Origin of the sequence: Paenibacillus sp. VTT E-133280 (assembly GCF_002264385.1) — a bacterium.
Classification (GTDB): Bacteria; Bacillota; Bacilli; order Paenibacillales; family Paenibacillaceae; genus Paenibacillus_AQ; species Paenibacillus_AQ nitricinens.
Genome location: NZ_NFUX01000001.1, coordinates 1 through 21,469, shown reverse-complemented (window position 1 = coordinate 21,469; position 21,469 = coordinate 1). Strand labels below are relative to the sequence as shown.

General features: G+C 47.5%; 18 protein-coding genes. 12 read left to right on the top strand and 6 right to left on the bottom strand.

From position 1 onward, the window contains the following. Positions 1–43: 43 nt before the first annotated feature. Together CA600_RS00090 and CA600_RS00085 are read right to left on the bottom strand one after the other, a co-directional pair. Positions 44–1,516, bottom strand: a complete 1,473-nt coding sequence (locus CA600_RS00090; RefSeq protein ID WP_094868333.1) for an alpha-amylase — start codon at positions 1,514–1,516, stop codon at positions 44–46. 138 nt (positions 1,517–1,654) lie between these two features. Beyond that, on the bottom strand, positions 1,655–3,247 hold the full coding sequence (locus CA600_RS00085) for a histidine kinase N-terminal 7TM domain-containing diguanylate cyclase (protein ID WP_094868332.1): 1,593 nt from the start codon (positions 3,245–3,247) through the stop codon (positions 1,655–1,657). A gap of 282 nt (positions 3,248–3,529) precedes the next feature. Between CA600_RS00085 and CA600_RS00080 the strand changes: the two genes are divergently transcribed. From CA600_RS00080 to CA600_RS00055, 6 genes are all read left to right on the top strand, one after another. Further along, positions 3,530–4,312, top strand: a complete 783-nt coding sequence (locus CA600_RS00080) for an ABC transporter ATP-binding protein (protein WP_094868331.1) — start codon at positions 3,530–3,532, stop codon at positions 4,310–4,312. 2 nt (positions 4,313–4,314) lie between these two features. Next, entirely contained in the window at positions 4,315–5,127 is an 813-nt protein-coding gene (locus tag CA600_RS00075) for an ABC transporter permease (protein ID WP_094868330.1), read from the top strand. Next, positions 5,127–5,984 carry an ABC transporter permease gene (locus CA600_RS00070; protein ID WP_094868329.1) on the top strand — a complete coding sequence of 286 codons (858 nt, stop codon included), beginning with the start codon at positions 5,127–5,129 and terminating at the stop codon, positions 5,982–5,984. Before CA600_RS00075 ends, CA600_RS00070 begins: the two co-directional genes overlap by 1 nt. 240 nt (positions 5,985–6,224) lie before the next feature. Continuing rightward, positions 6,225–7,325 carry an ABC transporter substrate-binding protein gene (locus CA600_RS00065; protein WP_094868328.1) on the top strand — a complete coding sequence of 367 codons (1,101 nt, stop codon included), beginning with the start codon at positions 6,225–6,227 and terminating at the stop codon, positions 7,323–7,325. 104 nt (positions 7,326–7,429) lie between these two features. Beyond that, positions 7,430–8,893, top strand: coding sequence for a CoA-acylating methylmalonate-semialdehyde dehydrogenase (locus tag CA600_RS00060; RefSeq protein WP_094868327.1), 1,464 nt, complete (start codon positions 7,430–7,432; stop codon positions 8,891–8,893). 32 nt (positions 8,894–8,925) lie between these two features. After that, on the top strand, positions 8,926–10,293 hold the full coding sequence (locus CA600_RS00055; protein WP_094868326.1) for an aspartate aminotransferase family protein: 1,368 nt from the start codon (positions 8,926–8,928) through the stop codon (positions 10,291–10,293). Here CA600_RS00055 and CA600_RS00050 read toward each other — a convergent pair. Then, the gene (locus CA600_RS00050) at positions 10,259–11,947 is read right to left on the bottom strand and encodes a PucR family transcriptional regulator (RefSeq protein ID WP_094868325.1); all 1,689 of its coding nucleotides are present in this window, start codon (positions 11,945–11,947) and stop codon (positions 10,259–10,261) included. The two genes, CA600_RS00055 and CA600_RS00050, sit on opposite strands and share 35 nt — an antisense overlap. Positions 11,948–12,264: 317 nt before the next feature. Here CA600_RS00050 and CA600_RS00045 point away from each other — a divergent pair, with 317 nt between their 5' ends. The 4 genes from CA600_RS00045 to CA600_RS00030 are packed head-to-tail and all read left to right on the top strand — an operon-like array spanning position 12,265 to position 16,672. Beyond that, the gene (locus CA600_RS00045; protein ID WP_094868324.1) at positions 12,265–13,656 is read left to right on the top strand and encodes an NAD(P)-dependent oxidoreductase; all 1,392 of its coding nucleotides are present in this window, start codon (positions 12,265–12,267) and stop codon (positions 13,654–13,656) included. Positions 13,657–13,701: 45 nt separating this feature from the next. Continuing rightward, a complete protein-coding gene (preA, locus tag CA600_RS00040; RefSeq protein ID WP_094868323.1) occupies positions 13,702–14,991 on the top strand; it encodes an NAD-dependent dihydropyrimidine dehydrogenase subunit PreA in 1,290 nt (429 codons plus the stop codon). A gap of 2 nt (positions 14,992–14,993) precedes the next feature. Next, positions 14,994–16,421, top strand: coding sequence for a dihydropyrimidinase (gene hydA, locus CA600_RS00035; RefSeq protein WP_094868322.1), 1,428 nt, complete (start codon positions 14,994–14,996; stop codon positions 16,419–16,421). Beyond that, positions 16,421–16,672 carry a hypothetical protein gene (locus CA600_RS00030; RefSeq protein ID WP_094868321.1) on the top strand — a complete coding sequence of 84 codons (252 nt, stop codon included), beginning with the start codon at positions 16,421–16,423 and terminating at the stop codon, positions 16,670–16,672. The genes hydA and CA600_RS00030 overlap by 1 nt, the downstream gene beginning before the upstream one ends. A 335-nt stretch (positions 16,673–17,007) precedes the next feature. On the opposite strand, the gene CA600_RS00025 is transcribed toward CA600_RS00030, so the two are convergent. Next, positions 17,008–17,520: a GNAT family N-acetyltransferase gene (locus tag CA600_RS00025; RefSeq protein WP_094868320.1), complete on the bottom strand. Its 513-nt coding sequence runs from the start codon at positions 17,518–17,520 to the stop codon at positions 17,008–17,010. Between the two features lie 149 nt (positions 17,521–17,669). On the opposite strand from CA600_RS00025, the gene CA600_RS00020 reads away from it, so the two are divergent. Together CA600_RS00020 and CA600_RS00015 are read left to right on the top strand one after the other, a co-directional pair. Then, positions 17,670–18,287, top strand: a complete 618-nt coding sequence (locus CA600_RS00020; RefSeq protein WP_094868319.1) for a TVP38/TMEM64 family protein — start codon at positions 17,670–17,672, stop codon at positions 18,285–18,287. 44 nt (positions 18,288–18,331) lie between these two features. Further along, positions 18,332–19,246: an aldo/keto reductase gene (locus CA600_RS00015; RefSeq protein ID WP_094868318.1), complete on the top strand. Its 915-nt coding sequence runs from the start codon at positions 18,332–18,334 to the stop codon at positions 19,244–19,246. A gap of 8 nt (positions 19,247–19,254) precedes the next feature. Here CA600_RS00015 and CA600_RS00010 read toward each other — a convergent pair whose 3' ends face one another. Together CA600_RS00010 and CA600_RS00005 are read right to left on the bottom strand one after the other, a co-directional pair. After that, positions 19,255–20,766: an aminotransferase class V-fold PLP-dependent enzyme gene (locus tag CA600_RS00010; protein WP_094868317.1), complete on the bottom strand. Its 1,512-nt coding sequence runs from the start codon at positions 20,764–20,766 to the stop codon at positions 19,255–19,257. A 125-nt stretch (positions 20,767–20,891) separates the two neighbouring features. After that, positions 20,892–21,368, bottom strand: coding sequence for a DsrE/DsrF/DrsH-like family protein (locus CA600_RS00005; protein ID WP_094868316.1), 477 nt, complete (start codon positions 21,366–21,368; stop codon positions 20,892–20,894). Between the last annotated feature and the right edge of the window lie 101 nt (positions 21,369–21,469).

Sequence of the window (21,469 nt, the reverse complement as noted above, 5' to 3'; positions counted from 1 at the left end):
CGCTGAAAAATGGCGATGAGCACCCTATTTATATACAACATAATTACTTTTTGTCAGTCCCTGCATCGGGTAGCGCCCAAACAGATACGCTGCCGCCGTTGACCGGGAAGGTCGCCCAGCCATCTTTTTCAATCGTTATAGTCGCCTTGTGATTATGGGTGAAATCCACCCATGCTTCACCAGCGCGTTTTTCCCCTACGAACATTCTTTTTTGGCCGTTTTCACCATTACTAATCACAACCGCACAACCGGAGCGCTCGATGTCTTTCACGCCGAGCCGCGTCCAGCCAATCGTGTTGGGATGATCGAAATAATCCTTCTGTTCACCATAAGCCTTGTGATAGCGGGTGTATAATAGCGGATCAATGGCATCTTTTTTACCTGGTACAGGTGTAGGACCTTCAATTCCATAATAATCGCCATAAAACACAACCGGATATCCATCGCGTCGCAGTAGGATAAGTGCATAAGCACTTTGCTTAAACCAATCATCTACCCAAGATTCCAGAGCTTCATGGGGTTGAGAATCATGATTATCAACGAACGTTACAGCATTGGTAGGATGGGTCTGCACCAGTGTGTCGTCGAGGATTTTAGTTAAATCAAAGTTTCTACCCCCCAAGGAAGCTGAATGCAGCTTGTAGTGAAGGGAGACATCGAAGAGGTCGATCTTATAATCCACGGTATTTAGAAATTGTCGGCAGGATTCTAAATCCGAATTCCAGAACTCACCCACGATATAGAAATCCTTCTCACATTTATTAAACATTTCTACCGCGAATTCTTTTACAAACTCATGGTTAATATGCTTGATGGCATCTAAGCGAAAGCCGCTGCAGTGGAGCGTGTCCACCAGCCATTTTCCCCATTGGATCATTTCCTTTTTGACCTCTGGATGACTGTAATCAATATTTGCAAACATTAGATAATCGTAGTTGCCGAACTCGTCGTCCACATTCTGGTTCCATGTTTTGTTCTCGCCTACGATACGAAATACTCCTGTTCGCCCCGATTTAGCATCAAAGTCAGTGCCGTTGAAATGATTGTGATTCCACTTAAAGGAAGAGTGTTCATTCCCGCGGCCGGGGAAAGTAAACTTAGTCCAGCCCTCAATCTCGAAAGGCTTGGAGATTTCTTTCATCCGGTCATTAGGGTCGACCTCGATAACCTGAAAGATTTCCTTTTCATCCGCGCCTGCCTTATGATTCATGACTAAATCAACGTACACCGCGATGCCATTTTTTTGACATTCCGAAATGGCGTCGATCAGTGCTTGCTTGGTGCCATATTTGGTGCGTACCGTACCTTTTTGGTCATATTCGCCCAGATCGTATAGATCATACACGCCATAGCCTGTATCGTCAGCGGAGACGGCCTTTGTCGCAGGAGGTACCCAAACAGAATCAATGCCTACGGCCTTTAGCGCGGGAGCTGTTTCTTTTAAGCGATCCCAGTGTTTGCCGTCCGCAGCAACATGCCATTCAAAAAATTGCATCATTGTATGGTTCCTCATTATTTCTTGCGCCTCCCATATCCATAAAGCGAATTTTTCCTACACTCTGATTAAATTTTCAGATAACTCCTATTAAACCTAAAAACAGACTATGAAAAATAAGGACGGTTGAGGAATGCGCTATTAGGGACAAGAATGCATTTATATAGGTTTGAAAAGGGTGATTTCTGACCTCTGGGAGAGGTGAACAGCGTTTCGTCCGTTTCTTTTCGAACTGTACAGGGCATGATCAGCCTCTGAGAGCAGCTCTTCTAGAGTGGCTTCAAGACTTAGGGCTTCTACTACTCCGAAGCTGGCGGTCACGTTAATGGGCCCGATAAGCGTATACAAGACGCTTTGTTCAATATCGGCACGGATAGTTTCACAGAGCCCTGCAGCTTGCTTCAACGACGTATCTGGTAGACAGATCACGAATTCCTCGCCGCCATAACGACCGAAGAGATCTCCTTCTCGTAAATGTCTGCTGCACACCTGAACAATATGCTGGAGAGCTTGATCTCCATATTGATGCCCGTAGCGGTCATTAATGCTCTTGAAGAAGTCTACATCCAGTAAAATCATGGAGAATGAACTGCGCAGGCTGGCGGACTGTGTAAGCAGCGCTCGACTGAGCTCCAAAAAATAGGTGCGGTTATATATCCCCGTTAAGCTGTCCATCGTAGCCAATTGACGCAGTTTGTCCCGAAGCAGTATTTGTTCAGTCACGTCGATCAGCATAATCATCTGGCCCGCGATGTTTCCCCCTTGTTTTTGTACTGGAGAGGAGCGGATTTGATAATAACAGATTTCACCAGCTTTGTTCCAAGCCACTTCCCGTTCTTCGCGCAACAGCGGCTCGGCATCCATTACATAGGACAAGGCGTCTTTGCCTGCGTTAAGAAACAGCTGCGCTAAGGGTCTGCCAATCGATGAGGAGTTCAGCCCCTCTATCATATCCGCGGCTGCACGATTGTAATCGACTAGCATGTCCGAGCGGTCGGTGACAAGTACGCCTTCTCGCATGCTTTCGAACAGATTCTCACGAGCAATAGGTGCGGCAGTTAACATTCCCCGGGATAAAATAGCCCAAATATATAGACATGAAGTCAAGCTCATAATGATGGGGACCGGGTCCATACCGTAAGGCGTTAAGCCCATTAGATATAAAAATGAGCCAAGGGTGGGAAGGCTTAGTCCGATGATGATCGTGATGATTTGCCTGCGGTATACTCGCTTCATTCGGTTCCACTGCCAGATCATAAGGCAAATGGCTGCCAGCAGACAGCCAAAAGTAAAGCTGCCGTGAACAATATACCAAGGTCCCATCACTACATCAACAAGTGGGGACGGGGTATTGTCTCGTAAATAAATGGATTTATAGAAGAGATGATGATAATCGTTAGTCCATACCAACAGTGTTGAAATGAACGGAATGATAAATAATGCCACCCGCATGCCTTTTTTAAACAAACCCTCCAGCCCAACGAAATGTATCACCATAATTAGGCTTGCCGGTGCAATAAAGGGCATCCCCAGATACTCTAGCTTAATCCAGAGACTGATTTCCTCCAGTGTTTTTCCTGATAGCTCTAAAGCAAAACCGAAGGTGTAAATAGCAGATGCAAAGGAACTTATAACAAAAGCTCTGATGCCTAAGAAATCGGTTTTTTTATAATAGGCGAAAAGGGCTAGTAGTACGCTCAGCACACCTGATATAGCAACAATAACAATATAATTCGAAATTACAGATCCCATGGGTCTATTGTCACCTACTAAGGAGAGATATTGGATAAATATTACCACATATTTACGGATATAAAAAAATTAGTTCTGATTCGCAACTCGAAAAATGTCTCATAGACAAAATGACGCAAATTCACAGGAGCTATTTTACTAATTGTCTAATGAGAGTGTAGCGAGCAGGGTGTAACATGTTAGTTAATACTACACGACAGAAGAATTAACTCAATTCACTCAATTATGAGTTAGATTAACTAACATTAAATGCAGAGCTTATTTTGATAAGGGGGGCTGAGGATGTCATTACTCGCGACCAATATTCCGGAAATTCAGCTGAAAAATGTTGAAATGCGCTATCGTACAGAAGCTGCAGAAGTGCTTGCGCTGCATCAGGTGAGTCTTGATATTGCCAAGGGGGAGTTCGTCTCACTGCTCGGGCCTTCAGGATGTGGCAAAACAACGCTTTTGAGACTGATGGCAGATCTCATCGTGCCAACGGGCGGGAATATTGTAGTCGCTGGAAAAAGTGCCAGAGAAGCAAGGCTGGCCCAGAAATATGGCATTGTTTTTCAAAGTCCAGTGCTGTATGACTGGCGGAAGGTGAAGCATAACATTACCTTGCCACTGGAACTGATGGGCGTCAAGAAGTCGATCCGAGAGGAAAAGGCGATGGAGCTGCTTGATCTAGTGGGGCTGCAGAGCTTTGCAGATAAATATCCATGGCAGCTAAGTGGAGGGATGCAGCAACGTGTGGCGATTGCCAGGGCGTTGTCGATGGAGCCGGAAATTCTGCTGATGGATGAGCCGTTCTCTGCGCTGGATGAATTTACGCGTGAGCGTCTAAATGAAGAGCTGCTGTCCGTCTGGAGTAAGGTGCAGAACACCATTGTCTTTGTAACGCATAGTATTCCTGAATCTATATTCCTTTCTGACCGGGTGTTTGTTCTTTCCCCGCATCCAGGTCGCTTGTCCGCTGTGGTTGATATTCCTCTGCCACGTCCACGAACGGCGGAAATGAGAAACAGCCCAGCGTTTTTCGAACTGATCGCAAATATTCGCGACAGCTTCGAAGGGGTGTGAGGATGAGAGGGGGCAGTATCTTCATACGAGGTCGCCTGCTGCCGTTGTTTGTCTGGATTGTGGGTCTGCTGCTGCTCTGGGAAGGAACCTCCTGGATGCTGCTCCATGTGGTGGAGACGCCGCTAGCACAGTCCAAACTGCCTTATGTGCATGAGGTGTTAGCCACCTTGTGGCAGTATGGAGGCACACTCTTGAAGGAAGGAGCCGCGACCTTCGGCAATGCGGGTGTTGGTTTCCTGATTGGGGCTGTGGCTGGTGCCTCATTAGCAGTGCTGATGAGCTTATCGAAGACAATAGAGCAGTTAACCTTTCCTTATGCGATTGCCTCACAAATGATTCCGATTCTAGGGCTGGCGCCAATCATCTATGGGATTGTGCGCGATGAACAGACCTCACGGATTATTATTTCGGGCTATATCACCTTTTTCCCGGTGGCATTAAACATGCTACGCGGTTTGCGAAGTGTAGATCCTTCAGCGCTTGAATTAATGCATTCTTACGCAGCGAAGCCGTGGGCAGTCTATTGGAAACTGAGATTTCCAGCAGCTCTGCCTGGTTTGTTCGGGGGACTTAAAATAGCTGCTCCGCTTGCTGTCACTGGTGCTATCCTGGTAGAGCTGATGGGTGCACAGCACGGGATTGGTGTAATCATGCTGCGCAATCTCTACTATGGCAGCTCTCATACCTATATGTTCTGGTCTACGGTGATTGTTGGCGCTTTGTTGGGAATTGCAAGCTATTGGTTGATTAGTCTAATCGAACGTCTGGTAGCGCCGTGGCAGCCTGAATATCGTCCGAAAGGAGGCGGTGGCTAATGGAGACCAACTCTGTTCGGGAGATCCCGTTTATTGGCCCTGTAAGTAATGAAACGGCTGAACCAGCGCGTTGGGGCGGTTCACGAATGCTGAAGAGAATCTTTAACACAAGGGTGTTACTGCCTATGTTAGCGGGTGTGTTGTTCCTTGCCCTATGGGAATTTCAATTTTTTCATAAGATCTTTGATTTGAAAAAATATCAGCTGCCGCTGCCTACAGCCATTGCTGTGACCATGAGAGATAATTTCAGCTTGTTGTTGTCCTATACCGGATACACCCTTACTGAGGCTGTGTTAGGAATGTTGGTTGGTTCTGCGATTGGATTTCTGATTGCCTTAGCCGCTACTGCGTGGCCGCGTTGGGGGAGCGGAAGCTTAACGCTGGTTGCTGCTCTAAATGCTGTGCCCATCGTCGCCCTCGCGCCCATTATGAATCTGTGGTTCGGGGATGGAATAGGCTCGCGAATTGCCATAGTAACGGCGACTACGATGGCGACAATGGCGATCAATGCCTATAAAGGCATGGCGGCGATCGATCCATTGGCTTTGGATCTGATGCATTCCTACGCGGCGGGTAAGCCGGCAGTATTTCGTTATTTGCGAATTCAGAGCAGTCTGCCTTATATATTTACGGCGCTGAAGATTAACGCCACTGCCAGCATGATCGGGGCCATTGTTGGGGAATTCTTTTTCTCCTCCAAAGGGCTTGGGTATCTGCTCTCCAATTCCATAAAGGTCGCCAAAATGCCGCTAGGCTGGTCCTGCATTGTTCTGGCTGCCATTGCAGGTGTACTTTTCTACCTGGTGGTTGAGCGACTGGAGAAAGTATTCATCAAGTGGCATCCTTCGCAGCGTTAACCTAATGATCATTACATCCAGTGATGTGGGAATGGAATAGAGAAACCGCCCGCGGCTGTCTGCATAGCGCGTACCACGATGATTGTCCATACTGTGCTGTCTTACAATATAAGGATCTATAAGTTTCACACTATACATCATTCCTTATATTTCTCGCTTAAGCGCTTATCGTCCTTATAAGGACGCGGAAGGCGTTTATGCTTGGTACAAACTTAAATTACGGTAGGGGGAGTTTCATTGATGAACGGCAAAAAACACAAATTTCGTGGTGGTTTGTTGGCGATCGTGATGATGTTGAGTGTTTCTTTAATGGCGGGTTGCGGGGGCAATAATAATAACCCGGCAGCTGAAGCTACGACTGCTCCTGAAACTTCAGCAGCTCCTGAGGCAAGTGCTGCGGCTGAACCAGCGGCTGATCCGGTAACCGTGAAGCTGCAGCTGAAATGGGTGCCGCAGGCGCAATTCGCCGGGTATTTTGTGGCGCAGGATAAAGGTTATTACAAGGAAGAGGGACTAAATGTAGAGATTTTGCCGGGTGGGCCGGATATTGTTCCAGAACAGCAAGTGGCAGGTGGTTCTGCGGATATTGGTGTTGGTTGGGTAGCCAGTCTACTGCCGAGTCTGGAAGAGGGTATGCCGCTGGTGCAAATCGCGCAAATCTATCAAAAGAGCGGATTGGTCCTAGTCTCCAAAAAATCGGCAGGCATCAATTCCGCAGCCGATCTAAAAGGTAAAAAGGTTGGGAACTGGATGGGTGGCAATGAATTTGAGCTATTAGCCCTGTTTGATAAATATAAATTCGATCCGAACAAGGATCTAAGCTTTACGAAGCAAGGTTTTACGATGGATCAGTTCTTAGGGGATCAGATTGATGCGGCTTCGGCGATGACATATAACGAATATCAGGTTGTACTTGAGTCGGGCATCAAGGCAGAGGATCTGAATGTGATCGATATGAATACAGAAGGTGTAGCGATGCTGGAGGATAACTTGTTTGCCAATAAGGAATGGCTTGCGGAGAACAAGGAGACTGCGGCCAAGTTTGTTCGCGCTTCTTTGAAGGGCTGGAAAGACGCCATTGCCGATCCTGCGGCTGCGGTGGACAGTGTAATGAAGCAAGCGGAAGATGGCAGTACGACTAAAGAGCATCAACTAACGATGATGACCGAGGTTGCCAAGCTGATTCTGCCTGAGGGCTTTGATAGTGCCAAAATGGGATTCACCGATGCAGCAGCGTTCCAGCAAACGGCTGATATTTCGCAAAAGTTCGGTGTTATTAAAGAACCGGCTAAGGTAGATGCAGCTTACACGAACGAAATCGTAGAAATGGCGGCAAAGTAAGAAGTCGAACTTATAGTTATAATAGATGACCGCCCGTTCTGGCGGTCATCTATTATAATCAGCAGTCTATCTGTGCATCTGAAATAGAGAAAGAGGTGCGAGTTATGTCTCTCCTAGTGACACAAGTCGGAAAGGTTAAGAATTATGTGAATGGCGCTTGGGTAGCGTCGTCATCTGGGCAGGAAGAAGAGGTATATAATCCGGCGACTGGTGAAGTAATTGCCTACGTGCCCCTATCAAGCAAAGAAGAATTGGGTAGGGCGGTCGATGCGGCTGCTGTAGCATTTCAATTGTGGAAAAAAGTCGCCGTGCCCCGTCGCGCACGTTATTTCTTTCAATATCAACAGCTGCTGGTAGAGCATTGGCATGAGCTGGCTGAGCTGATTACGCTGGAGAATGGGAAGAGTCTGGAAGAGGCGCAGGGGGAGGTGCAGCGTGGTATTGAGTGTGTGGAATTTGCCGCAGGCATCCCCACATTAATGATGGGCAGCCAGCTTCCTGATATCGCTACCGGAATTGAATCCGGGATGTACCGTTATCCGTTGGGGGTTATTGGGGGGATTGCCCCGTTTAATTTTCCGATGATGGTCCCTTGCTGGATGTTTCCACTCGCCATTGCTTGTGGGAATTCCTTTGTGCTGAAGCCTTCTGAGCGTACGCCACTGCTCGTTAATCGGTTGGCTGAGCTATTTGCCGAAGCGGGTTTTCCGCCAGGTGTGCTGAATGTTGTTCATGGAGCACATGAGGTGGTGAACGGGCTGCTGGAACATGAGGAAGTGAAGGCGATTTCGTTCGTGGGCTCGCAGCCGGTAGCGGAATATGTATACAAGACAGGGACGGCGCAGGGCAAGCGGGTGCAGGCTTTAGCAGGAGCTAAGAATCATTCCATTGTTCTGCCTGACGCGGAGCTGGACAATGCGGTGAAAAATATTATTGCGGCGGCCTTTGGCTCTGCGGGTGAGCGGTGTATGGCTTGCTCGGTTGTGGTAGTCCATGAGGCCATCGCTGACGAGCTAGTTGATCGCCTGATAGCTGGTGCGGATGAGCTTAAGATTGGTAATGGTGCCGCTGACGGGGTATTTCTGGGTCCGGTCATCCGTCAATCGAATAAGGAGCGTACGCTCGATTACATTGAGACTGGAAAGGCTGAACAAGCCGAGCTTGTGAGAGACGGACGGAAAGATCCGGCTGCGGGCGGTGTGGGTTATTTTATCGGGCCGACGATCTTTGATTATGTACAGCCGGGAATGACCATCTGGAACGATGAAATTTTTGCGCCAGTATTGTCTGTGATTCGTGTGAAAAGTCTGAGTGAAGCGATTGCGGTAACGAATCAGTCCCGATTCGCGAATGGGGCGTGCATTTATACAGATAGCGCAAAGGCGATCCGTGAATTCCGGGAAGAAATTGATGCAGGGATGCTGGGTGTGAATCTGGGCGTGCCTGCACCCATGGCCTTTTTTCCCTTCTCGGGTTATAAGAAATCATTCTATGGAGATCTGCATGCCAATGGGCGAGATGGGGTGGAATTCTATACACGTAAAAAGATGATCACGGCCCGCTATTAGAGAAACTGAGCTACTAGAGAGGAGAAAAACTTATGCAGCGTCTTGGGAATGATAGCGAGCTTGCGTTGAAGAAGGATCAGCAATATTTATGGCACAACATTACGCCTTACAGTGAAAAAAATCCGCCTATGATTGCCGCCTCGGCAAGTGGATCGTGGATTACGGATATACAGGGTAATCGCTTTTTGGATGGAATGTCTGGGTTATGGTGTGTAAACGTGGGATACGGCCGCAAGGAGCTGGCGGAAGCAGCCTACAACCAATTGCTGACGTTGCCTTATTTTCCGCTGACGCAAAGTCACCTCCCGGCGATTGCGCTGGCGGAGAAGCTGAATGAGTGGCTTGGAGACGAATACGTGATTTTCTTTTCCAACAGTGGGTCAGAGGCCAACGAAGCTGCGTTTAAAATAGCCCGCCAGTACCAGCAGCAAATCGGCCAGCATTATCGCCATAAATTTATTGCCCGTTACCGTGGATATCACGGCAGCACGCTTGGTGCGTTATCTGCGACGGGTCAGGCTCAGCGCAAATATAAGTATGAACCGCTGACGGGTGGGTTTCTGCATGTAGCTCCCCCGGACAGCTATCGCCGCCCGGCAGGGATTTCTGTGGAAGAATTCAACCTCCAATGTGCACAGTCAATAGAGGATATGATCCTTTGGGAAGGCGTAGAGACGGTAGCTGCGGTGATTATGGAACCTGTGATTACGGGCGGTGGCGTCATCGTGCCGCATCAAGTCTATCTGAATCGGGTGCAGGAAATCTGCCGCAAACACGGCGTGCTGCTTATTATAGATGAGGTGATTTGTGGATTTGGACGCTCTGGACGTAAGTTTGGTCATCACAACTATCATGTGAAGCCGGACATCGTGACAATGGCTAAAGGATTGACCAGTGCTTATCTTCCCCTGTCCGCCACAGCTGTTCGTAAGGATATCTATGAGGTATTTAAGGACAATAGTGATGATTACGGTCATTTCCGTCATGTGAACACGTTTGGTGGTAATCCAGCTTCGTGTGCACTAGCGTTACGCAATCTGGAAATTATCGAGCAGGAGAAGCTGGTGGAACGTGCAGAGCTTTTGGGCAAAAGACTGAACACTGCATTCACCGAGTTACTGGATCACAAGCTTGTAGGTGATGTCCGCAGCTTTGGCTTGGTGACAGGGATTGAGCTGGTTGAAGACAAGGCCAGTAAGAAACCGGTTGATCTGAGTATTGTGAAAGGCATTATTGCTGAATGCAAATCCAAAGGACTTATTATCGGCAAGAATGGCGATACGGTAGCTGGGTTCAACAATGTGCTTACCTTCGCTCCGCCCTTATCCTCCACAGATGAAGATATAGAGTTTATTATTAATACGTTTAAATCTGTACTGAGCGGGGGCTGGGCAAAGTGATTTTGTCCGGGTATAGGAATTGGTAGGCACGCAGGGCAACCTGAATGGAGATCCGGTTCTCCGGCTGCATGAAGTCTTCGCCCAGCAGTTCTGTTATTTTGTCCAGACGATAATACAGTGACTGTCTAACGATGAACAAATTTCGCGCGGCAATCTGTTTGGAACCATCATGGTCAAGGTAGACTCGCAGTGTGAGAAGCAGCTCGGAGCCCTTAGTTTGATCGTGGTCGATTAATGGACCAAGATAGCTGCGAATGAAGTTCTGCAACGTTTTCCCGTCATTTAAGCTAAGTAGTAATTGAAAAACGCCAAGCTCATCGTAAAACAGCAGTGACTTCTGATAACAGGAGTATAACGATAAGGCTTGCAGGGCTTCTTGATAACCAGAATTGGCCCGTTTTAGACGCTTATGCGATTTACTGACTCCGATAACCAGCTGCAAATCTTTGAGCTTCTCATCAGAGCGGATATGCTGAAGGGCCTCGAGTGCTTGCTGAAGCCGCATTTTGCCGGGCATTTTTGATTGAATGTCGAGTGCGATGACGGTGAGGCGATTGTTCTTGAGTGTGATCAGCGGACGTAGGGAATGTTTCTCGAAGATGGAACGCAGGGTGAGCGAAAGATGGAAGGTGATAGATTCCCATTCGTTCTCCGAGCTGTTCCATTTTACATCTCTGGGGTTCTTGATCTCTATAAGGCATACACGGTAAGGGAGTTCGTTGACCACGTTGAAATTGGAACCAATCAGACCTTTTAAGCGGTTGTCATCCTCCATGCGACCATTGATCAGCTCATCGACCCAAAGATTTTCTGAAAAAAGCTTGCGCTCTTCCATATAACGGGTTCGTAGTAGCTCCTGAGCAATGGACAGTGAGGCAGAATCCAGCAGCAGACAGTCGAATTCTTGTGGCTTATGATTGCAGACCATCAAGATATAAGCCCAGGTCTGATCCAATGCGCCTACAGGTTTTATTGCAATAGTCTTTTGTCCATATTCTCGGATATATGGCGCAGCGTCAGGCTGAACACCTTCCATTTCGTCGCCGAAAGCGGTGAAGAAATTCAGCAGGGGTGTTTGCTCCTCCGGCGAAAGTGCGGGGAAGAACAATGGCTTACCCTGCAGCTGCATATAGATAATTTGTGTGCGTGTGCTTTTACACAATAATTGTAGTACCTTCAAGGTTCCTTGTGAGGTTAAAGTTAGGCGGTGAAATTCACGCGAGATGCTTTCGAGTTCTTGCAGCATCCGGTGATGCCGATTGATGATGATGGAATGAAGGTCTAGGGTGATATCCACGAAGCGAACCGTGCGGGTGAAGATGATCAGCGGGAAGTCATTTGCGTTAGCTAAGTCGATCATCTCTTGTGGGATGGTGCTGAAATACGTACCTAACTCAATACATAAACAAGCGGCATTTTTATCGATTAGGTTCTGCATGAATTCCAAGGAGGCGGGCAGATCGACGCTTGCGCCAATTCCCGTAGTCAGAATCATTTCTTCCCCGTGAATCAGTGTATCGAAAATGGCACTTTCCAGTACATGTACCCAGCGAATGGCACGGCTCAAGCCGCTTTTGCCGCCGATGACTTCGGCCTCTGCGAATAGTGGTCTTGTTAAAGCGTCGCGAATGGTTAATACAAGCTCCCAATCCATAGTTATTCCCCCTCGATCGTCTGTACTCAACCCAGCCATTAACGTCCTGTTATTCTCAGCCTATTCTCACATGTAAAAAATACAGTTTTGAAATTAGACAAAGTGTCTAATGCAACGAAAATTCGAAATGACTATAGTTTGATTAAAGAATGTCAGTATATATAACCTAATCAGGCAGGAAATTGAGAGATAATTTCTATTAATGCTTATATTACTACAATAATCCGAAGATGTAAGCAAAATATTCAGAATAAAATGGAAAATATGTTATGTTATATAACATAAAGATGAGAATTATCCATAAGGAGGAACTAGTGATGGAGCATTCTTCTCCGTTAACAGCATTTACACCAGAGATGTTCATGCGTAACTTTGCCGAGGCTGAGCCGCCTCTGACCTATAAGGGTGCTATGGATGAGGCTAATCGCTGTCTATATTGCTACGATGCCCCTTGCATACAAGCTTGTCCGACCAGCATTAATATCCCCTCCTTTATCAAACGGATTGCGACTGACAATTTGAAGGGCTCGGCACAGACGATTATGGATTCCAATCCTGTGGGTGCCAGCTGTGCCCGCGTTTGTCCTACAGATGAACTATGCGAAGGAGCTTGTGTGTTAAATGATGCCTCGGCGCCGATCCAAATCGGATTGTTACAGCGTTATGCAACAGATTGGGCGATGAACAGCGGAGTTCAATTATTTAAAGCAGGCATTCCTAATGGGAAAAAGGTAGCTGTAATCGGCGGCGGTCCTGCGGGGTTGTCTGCGGCTAGGGAGCTTGCCCGTGAGGGCTTTGCTGTTGTAATTTACGAAGCCAAGGAACTGGCTGGTGGACTGGATACACATGGGATTGTGTCGTTTCGGCTTCCACAGTCAATCTCTCTTTGGGAAGTAGAGCAGGTAGAGAAGCTGGGTGTGGAAATACGTACAGGTGTAAAAGTCGGAGCAGATGTCTCTGTAGAAGAGTTGAAATCGGGCTATGATGCCATCGTCTTGGCAGCAGGCATGGGTTATGTACCTCCGTTAGGAATTGAAGGTGAAAAATTGGCTGGCGTCTATGATGCCATTGCCCTCGTGGAATCCACAAAGACCGCCATTCCTCTGCTAGAGCTGATGGGCCAGCGGGTCGCAGTTATTGGTGCGGGCAATACAGCTATTGATGCGGCTACATGCTCAGTGCGTCTGGGAGCCACAAATGTAAAAATGATCTATAGGCGGACCCGCGAAGAGATGACGGCTTACGATTTTGAATATGAATTTGCGAAGCAGGAGGGTGTGGAGTTTAACTGGCTTACTTTGCCGAAGCGTATCGTGGGTGATGAGCTTGGGAATGTAACCGCACTGGAATGTGTGCAGATGAAGCTGACAGAGGAGCCGGGCAAGGATGGACGCCCAGTGTCTATGCCGATAGAGGGTTCGGAGTTCTTGATTCCGGTAGATGCGGTTGTAATAGCTATTGGTCAAAAGCGTCGCCTAGATCTGATCGATTCTTTAGGTCTTGCGCATGATCGCGGGGTTGTGAGGGTGGAGGAGGCCACCTGTAGAACCTCTGATCCGCAAATTTATGCTGCTGGCGATATCATATTTGGTTCAGGCAAAGGGGAGGCCATGGTAGTATCAGCAGCCCAGCAGGGAAAAGACGCAGCCTATGCAATTGTAAAACAGTTCTTAGGCCTGCAGGAGCCTGCCGTTAAATCTGTGGGCTGAGCTTTGGAATTAAATTGGATTTTATAAGACAGGGAGGGAACATCAATGGCAGATTTAAGTATTGATCTCGCAGGAATCAAATCACCGAATCCATTCTGGCTGGCTTCCGCGCCGCCTACGAATACAGGCTATCAAGTGCAACGGGCCTTTGAAGCAGGATGGGGCGGGGCGGTGTGGAAGACGCTCGGTGATCCGATTATTAATACTTCATCGCGGTTTGCGGCAGTGAACTTCAATGGGCAGCGGGTTGCGGGCTTTAACAATATCGAATTGATCACCGACCGTCCGCTTGAGGTCAATCTGAAGGAAATCTACGAAACGAAGAAAAGATTCCCGAATCATGCGATTATCGCCTCCCTGATGGTAGAACCTTCACAGTATAAATGGCATGAGATTGTTAAGCGGGTAGAAGATGTGGGCGTAGATGGCCTAGAGCTTAACTTTGGCTGTCCGCATGGTATGGCTGAGCGGGGAATGGGCGCTGCTTCGGGGCAGCAACCAGATCTGGTGCAGGCGCAGACCACTTGGGTAAAAGAAGTGGCGACCACCCCGGTGATAGTAAAACTGACACCCAACATTACCGATATCACCGTCGTTGCCCGTCATGCCGTTAAGGGTGGAGCGGATGCGATTAGTATGATCAACACTATCAACAGTCTTGCAGGCGTAGATATTCATAGCTGGAATACGATTCCGAATGTTGGGGGTCAGGGCGCTCATGGCGGTTATTGCGGCCCGGCTGTGAAGCCTATTGCGCTTAGCATGGTGGCTGAGTGTGCTCGTGACCGGGGAGTAGGTATTCCAATCTCCGGCATTGGAGGAATTTCTACCTGGCAGGATGTTGTGGAGTTCATGCTTATGGGCGCTACGGGCATTCAAGTATGTACCGCGGTCATGCATCATGGCTTCCGGATTGTGGAGGAAATGATCGATGGGCTGAATAACTATTTGGATGACAAAGGGCTGGCTTCCGTAACTGAACTAATCGGCAAATCGGTAACCCGATACTCCAATTGGGGCGATCTGGATCTCAACTATAAGGTCGTTGCCCGCATTCATGAGGAGAACTGTATCAACTGCAATAAATGCCATATTGCTTGCGAAGATGCTTCACATCAATGTATTGATATGTTAACTAATGCAGATGGGAAAGCTATTTTACAGGTTCGTGAGGAGGACTGTGTAGGTTGTAATCTTTGTTCTATTGTCTGTCCAGCAGACGGCGCGATCGATATGGTTCCAGTAGACACTGGGGTTGCCCCTCTGACTTGGAATGAGCGTCAGAAGGTGATCGGTAGCTTAAATGGCTCTTATTCAGAAGTGGAGGTGGGATAAGGATGAAGAAGATTATTAAAAATGGCATCATCGTTACCGCAGCAGATACGTATACAGGCGATGTGGCGATTGAAAACGGGGTTATTACAGCGATTGGCCTTCATCTAGAGGTCCCGGGTGCGGAGATTATAGATGCCTCTGGGTGTTATGTTTTTCCTGGAGGCATCGATCCTCATACGCATCTGGATATGCCTTTTGGCGGCACAGTTACAGCCGATGATTTCGAGACGGGAACTATTGCGGCTGCATATGGCGGAACGACCACAGTCATTGATTTTTGCTTAACCACCAAAGGACAACCGCTACAGCAAGCCGTAGATACATGGCATCATAAGTCGCAGGATAAAGCGGTGATTGATTACAGCTTCCACCTGATGGTCTCAGAATTAAACGATAAAGTACTGGGCGAGCTTCCGAAGATTATTGAGAATGAAGGCATTACCTCACTTAAGGTATTTATGGCCTATAAGAACACTTTTCAGGCGGATGACGGTACACTTTTTAAGACACTGCAAGCCGCGAAAAAAGAAGGCGCGCTCGTAATGGTGCATGCGGAGAATGGGGATGTCATTGAATATTTGGTGGAGCAGGCTTTGGCTGCAGGCAACACCGATCCGATCTTTCATGCGCTGACTCGTCCGCCAGAGCTGGAGGGTGAAGCTACGGGGCGTGCGGCTTATTTGACCGAGCTGACGGATTCACAGCTGTATGTTGTACATGTGACCTGTGCAGAAGCTGCTTGGAAGATCGCTGAAGCACGTAAAAAAGGACTGCGTGTTTACGGCGAGACTTGTCCGCAGTATTTAGTTCTGGATCAGACGGCGCTAGAGAAGCCGAATTTCGAAGGTGCCAAATACGTATGGTCTCCGCCGCTGCGTGAGCAGTGGAATCAGGATGTGTTATGGGATGCGCTGTGGAGCGGCAGCTTGCAGACGATTGGCTCGGATCAGTGCTCCTTTGATTTCAAAGGGCAAAAGGATCTGGGACTTGGCGACTTCTCCAAAATCCCGAACGGTGGACCGACCATCGAGGATCGGTTTACGATTCTTTATTCGGAAGGTGTGCAGAAGGGGCGGATCTCGTTAAATAAATTCGTGGATATTATTTCGACCTCCAGTGCCAAGCTGTTTGGATTGTACCCGCAAAAAGGCACAGTAGCAGTAGGCAGCGACGCTGACTTGGTTATTTTTGATCCAGCTGTAGAACGAACACTCTCTGCGGACACGCATCATATGAACGTCGATTATAATGCGTTTGAAGGCTTTGAAGTAAAGGGAGAGCCCGTTTCTGTCCTCAGTAGAGGTGAGTTTGTGATTCGCGACAAGCAATTTGTTGGCAAGGCGGGCTCGGGAAAATATTTAAAACGCAAGCGTTTTGCAGCGGAGGCTCCCCTTCCGTCCAAGGCAGAAATTAGCGGAGGTGTAGTCTAGTGTCTGCTTATGCGGAATATGTCAAAGAACAGCAAGAGATCGACGGGCTGCTCTTTAAAGGATATACCATTGCCAGTATCCAAGAGGACTTGGACGGTGCCCGAATAAAGTTTGTTAGAGGAGAACCTGCCAAAAGCACAATAGAGTTATTGTTGCTGACAGCGGATGCCCGTAAGTACGTGACCACTCTTGTGGTTGCAGGGCAGATGGAGGCAGGTGAGCAGACCGGTTGTTACAGTGGAGAGGTTTGAGGTGTATGAGTTGAAAACCGAGTAGTAAGCTTCTGGATTAGGGAGCTTGGTGCTCGGCTTTTTGTTGTGTCATTGTAAAGCGGGTGCTGAAAAAGTGTTCGTTATTTTGCGTAATTGCTCTGGGAGGACGATTATAGGGAAAATCTCCGTATATTTAGCCGATTACGGTTATGAAATAGATATTAAAGGGAATACCTCCCTATAAATCACTATGATATCCCTGATATTGAACGATTCCGGTAAATAAAAGGGAGCTATTCCCTTTATATTGGTTTTTATCTCTTGTAAGACCTAGATATAGGGAGACTTTCCCTATATCTACTCCTTTATCTAATTTACAGCTTCTGTTCATGCTCCATATACTCATGCCGTAATATGGACATGATATGCAGAGATTCAAAGTGTTCCCCTACTTTTATACAGTCACGTAGAGTACCTTCCAGTGTAAAGCCACAGCTTTCATAGACATGGCGTGCTCTGTGGTTGTGGTCTCTAACATCTAACCATAGGCGATGTGATTCAGTGTGGCGAAAGATCCAGTCGGTCACGAGACAAAGCGACAGCTTACCATACCCAAACCCCTTGGAATGGATGACGATTCTTTTAATACAAACGGTAAGATGAGTGTCTTGAAGTCCTGTAATGATGATATAACCGACTCTTTTTCCTGAACTGTCCCAAACTGTAAGATGTAGAATATTTGGGTCTTGGAGGGCTGCAGCGTGTTCCGCTTTAGTCCATTGACCAATATAGATGCGGTTTAGTTCACTTTGTTCAATGGCTAGAACGAACGCTAAATCCTGCACAGTGGTACGTTGTAAAACCATGGCTTCTGAATGGATGATCATAACCATACGCCCCTGTCTCATATGTACTTTTTATCTATGGTAACTGACGATTTACTCACTGTCATTCATGTAGTAGGAATGCTCGCAACTTCGTGTATAATTGAGACCAGGTGTTAAGAATTCCAATCGGATGAGGAGATCAGCTGGTTATGTACTTTCTTGATATTATGTCTTGGCTGACAGAGGATAATCTGCGGCATCTGCTTGAACAATATCGTTCGTTTGGGCCCTTTCCGGGCATTGCATTGACGTTTATGAAATCATTTATACCACCACTACCAACGATTGCGATAGTAGGGTTAAATGGAGCAGTATATGGGTTATGGTTAGGTTTTTTGTATTCTTGGATCGGCCTGGTTGCGGGCTGTGTGACTACATTTTGGATTATTCGCAAAGTGGCGTCCCATCGTTATCTGCGAAAATGGGCTGAGCGCCCCAAAGTAGCCAAAAGCATGACATGGGTGCGGCAAAGTGGATTCAGCTATGTTTTTCTGCTTAGTATATTTCCGGTAGGGCCCTTCGTTGTAATTAATATGGCTGCTGGTCTGGCTGGTATGAGGTTTCGGTCGTATCTCCTAGCGCTCACTGTAGGGAAAGCGATCATGGTATTTGCGGTTTCATATATTGGAAATGATCTGGAACGGTTCATCCGCCAGCCGTGGGAGATCCTCTATGTGTTGGCATTTATTGGACTGTCACTATGGGGTGTTAAAGCCATCGAGGCGCGATTCGCTAGAACCGTACAGGATGGAAACAAGAGCGCTTAGTATTGCGAATCAACTATTTAAATAGAACGAAGGAGGAAATGAGGATGAAATATCGTAAGCTTGGCAGTACAGGAATGAATGTATCAGTGATCGGCTTGGGCACTTGGCAGTTCGGTGGAGAGTGGGGCAAGGATTTCACTCAGGTTGAAGTTGATGCCATGCTGGATAAGGCAGGAGAGCTGGGTATTAATTTGATTGATACGGCTGAATGTTATGGAGACCACTTATCAGAGAAGTTCATCGGGGGCTATCTGGCTCGCCGGAAACGAGAAGACTGGATTGTGGCTACGAAATTCGGACATCATTTTCAGGGACATTTGCAGAGGGAACAGTTATGGCGTGCTGAGGATGTACTTAAGCAGCTAGATGATTCATTGCGTGCACTCCAGACAGAATACATTGACCTTTATCAATTCCACTCGGGCACAGATGAACAATTCGATAATGACAAGCTGTGGAGTATGCTCGACAGACAGAAGCAGGCAGGAAAAATCCGTCATTTAGGTGTCTCGATAAGTGCATCAGGCTCGGGTGTACATCAGACCTCTGCAGCAGCGGATGTTCAAGCAGAGGCCATACAAGTAGTATATAATCGGCTGGACCGTCAACCTGAGGAAGAGATTCTTCCGCTCTGCATCGAGCATAAATTGGGTGTGTTGGCGCGTGTTCCGTTGGCGAGTGGTTATTTAAGCGGCAAGTATAAGCCGGATGCGGTGTTTGGTCAGGGTGATGTGCGAGCTAATCATAAAGAAGATGTAAGACAAAAACAGCTACGCGCTGTAGCTGAGATTGCAGCGAACGAAGTGCCTTCTGGTCTCGATATGGCGCAGTGGGCTCTGGCGTGGTGCCTTCAGCATTCCGCGGTAACCAGTGTAATTCCAGGTTGTAAAAATGTAGAGCAAGTCATCTCCAACGCCAGTGCTGCTGATCTGGATATGGTGAAGGGTTCCACACAATAAGTTGGGGCCTACACAGAAAAAAGCTCCTTAACCTTCGCCTCGGCTGGATTCTCCTCGTAGATATGGGTCCAACTGTTCGTGGAAGCGTCATAAAAATAGTCCTGTTTCCATTGCTGGAAATGGATTGCGATATTTCGTACAGCGGATACAATTCTCTCTACCTCCTGATTCGTCATAATAGGGTGTAGAGAGATGCGGATCCAACCTGGTCTAAGCGACTGGTCTCCTACAGTAATTGCCTCAGCGATCTGAGAAGATTGCGCCCATCCTAATCCGAGCAGGTAATGCCCATATGGACCCGCACAAGAGCAACCCCCCCGGGCTTGTATACCAAAGCGGTCATTCAATAGTTGAACTGCAAGATTATAATGAATATCACGTAGTGTAAAAGAGACAATGCCATGTCGTTCTGTATGATCTCCAGCTAGCAGCGAGCATTCGGGTATGCTACGGAGCCCGTTCATTAATTGCTGGCATAGCTCATGCTCTCTAATCACCATATATTGACCGTTTCCATTCATCTGGTCCTTTAGCTTCACGCAAAGTGCTGTCCGAAAAGCTTGCAGAAACCCCGGCGTTCCCCCGTCTTCCCGCATCTCTATTTCATTGGTGTAGCGGCGTCCTCCCCAAGGATTGACCCAAGCCACTGTACCTCCACCCGGTTCGTCAGGAATACGTCCATTACTTAGAGCCTTATCAAAAATTAGAACGCCATTCGTGCCCGGTCCACCCAGAAATTTATGCGGAGAAAAAAAGATTGCATCCAGCTTCCCCAGTGGTGAGACAGGATGCATATCGATAGGCTCATAAGGAGCACTGGCGGCAAAATCTACAAAACAAAGGCCTCCGTGACGGTGCATAATCGCGGCAAGCTTCTGGTAGGGAGTCTGAATTCCGGTTACATTGGAGCAAGCCGTAAATGAACCGATTTTCCAGCGGCGATGCTGATACAATTTCAACTGGGCTTCAAGCTGCTGAAGATCTATATTTCCATTTTCTCCGGGAGGAACAGTCACGACGTCACCAATTCCCTCCTGCCAGGGAAGGATATTGGAATGATGCTCCATATGGCTGGTGAAGATCACAGGACGCTCCTCCATCGAATGGGAGCTATAGTCCTGAAGCCATTCAGGGAGCCTTAAGCCCATGATACGCTGGAGCTTGTTTACGGCTCCCGTTGTTCCATTTCCGCAGTAGAGCAGGATGTCCTGGGGGCCAGCATTTACATGCTTTTTAATAATTTGTCGTGCTTCATTATAAGCCAGTGTCATGGTTAATCCGGTCATGTTGGAGTCTGTATGTGGATTACTAACATATGGACCGAAGGCTTCCTGAAGCTTCCGCTCAATCGATTCATATAAGCGTCCGCTTGCAGTCCAATCGGCATACAGCAGTGGCTGTCTACCATAGGGAGTGGTGATCTGATGCCGAATACCAATGGTGTGCTCACGAAAAGTCTCGAAATGGTTTTGTAGTGAAGCGGGCGTCTCTGCAGAAGAGGCGTGGATGATGTTTAGCACGGATTTCCCTCCAGCCCGTACACCGTCTATTCTAAGGTTATAAGTGTGTTATCGGCGTACCAGTAGTTTCTATGCCACCAGTATATGCTTGCTTGGGGAATTGGGTTAAAGCCTAGTTGATTCATTTAAATAAATAATTGAACATCGCTTTCTAGTGCATCTTTTAAATACGACGCAGCATCTATAATCTCGACCTCTGGCAGTAGCTCCTCTGTTTTAAAGCCCATAATCTCGACGGAGAGCTTGCAGGCATAGAACTTGATGTTTTTCTTACGAGCCCCTTTTAGAAAATGGATCAGCTTCGGGGCACCTTGCTCCTCCATCATTTCTTCTAACATCATCCGGCCCAGCCCGCTGAAATTCAAATGGGAGAGTGGCAGCTGGTTAGGACCTTTTGGCGTAATGACATCCATCAGCTTCTCATAAATACTCTTATCCTCTAGCGTCATCTTCTCCGGATCACGTACTAGAAACAAACCCCAGAAAGAGAAAAACATCGTAACCTCTACATCAATATCTCTCGCAGCATTCGCTAGAATCAGTCCTGCCATAGCTTTGTCGTATTCTCCGCTGAACATCAGAAGATTTATTTTTTTACTCACCTGCATAGGCCTCCCGTTACATATTTTGAATTATAAGAAAGTATAAGTTTCACGAAATACGTTATCCTTATAATTCTCGCATAAACGCTTACCGTCCTTAA

Coding starts and splice junctions, on each gene's coding strand:
- CA600_RS00085 (WP_094868332.1), bottom strand. CDS start 3,247: ATGGGATCTGTAATTTCGAATTATATTGTTATTGTTGCTATATCAGGT.
- CA600_RS00080 (WP_094868331.1), top strand. CDS start 3,530: ATGTCATTACTCGCGACCAATATTCCGGAAATTCAGCTGAAAAATGTT.
- CA600_RS00075 (WP_094868330.1), top strand. CDS start 4,315: ATGAGAGGGGGCAGTATCTTCATACGAGGTCGCCTGCTGCCGTTGTTT.
- CA600_RS00070 (WP_094868329.1), top strand. CDS start 5,127: ATGGAGACCAACTCTGTTCGGGAGATCCCGTTTATTGGCCCTGTAAGT.
- CA600_RS00065 (WP_094868328.1), top strand. CDS start 6,225: ATGAACGGCAAAAAACACAAATTTCGTGGTGGTTTGTTGGCGATCGTG.
- CA600_RS00060 (WP_094868327.1), top strand. CDS start 7,430: ATGTCTCTCCTAGTGACACAAGTCGGAAAGGTTAAGAATTATGTGAAT.
- CA600_RS00055 (WP_094868326.1), top strand. CDS start 8,926: ATGCAGCGTCTTGGGAATGATAGCGAGCTTGCGTTGAAGAAGGATCAG.
- CA600_RS00050 (WP_094868325.1), bottom strand. CDS start 11,947: ATGGATTGGGAGCTTGTATTAACCATTCGCGACGCTTTAACAAGACCA.
- CA600_RS00045 (WP_094868324.1), top strand. CDS start 12,265: ATGGAGCATTCTTCTCCGTTAACAGCATTTACACCAGAGATGTTCATG.
- preA (WP_094868323.1), top strand. CDS start 13,702: ATGGCAGATTTAAGTATTGATCTCGCAGGAATCAAATCACCGAATCCA.
- hydA (WP_094868322.1), top strand. CDS start 14,994: ATGAAGAAGATTATTAAAAATGGCATCATCGTTACCGCAGCAGATACG.
- CA600_RS00025 (WP_094868320.1), bottom strand. CDS start 17,520: ATGATCATCCATTCAGAAGCCATGGTTTTACAACGTACCACTGTGCAG.
- CA600_RS00020 (WP_094868319.1), top strand. CDS start 17,670: ATGTACTTTCTTGATATTATGTCTTGGCTGACAGAGGATAATCTGCGG.
- CA600_RS00015 (WP_094868318.1), top strand. CDS start 18,332: ATGAAATATCGTAAGCTTGGCAGTACAGGAATGAATGTATCAGTGATC.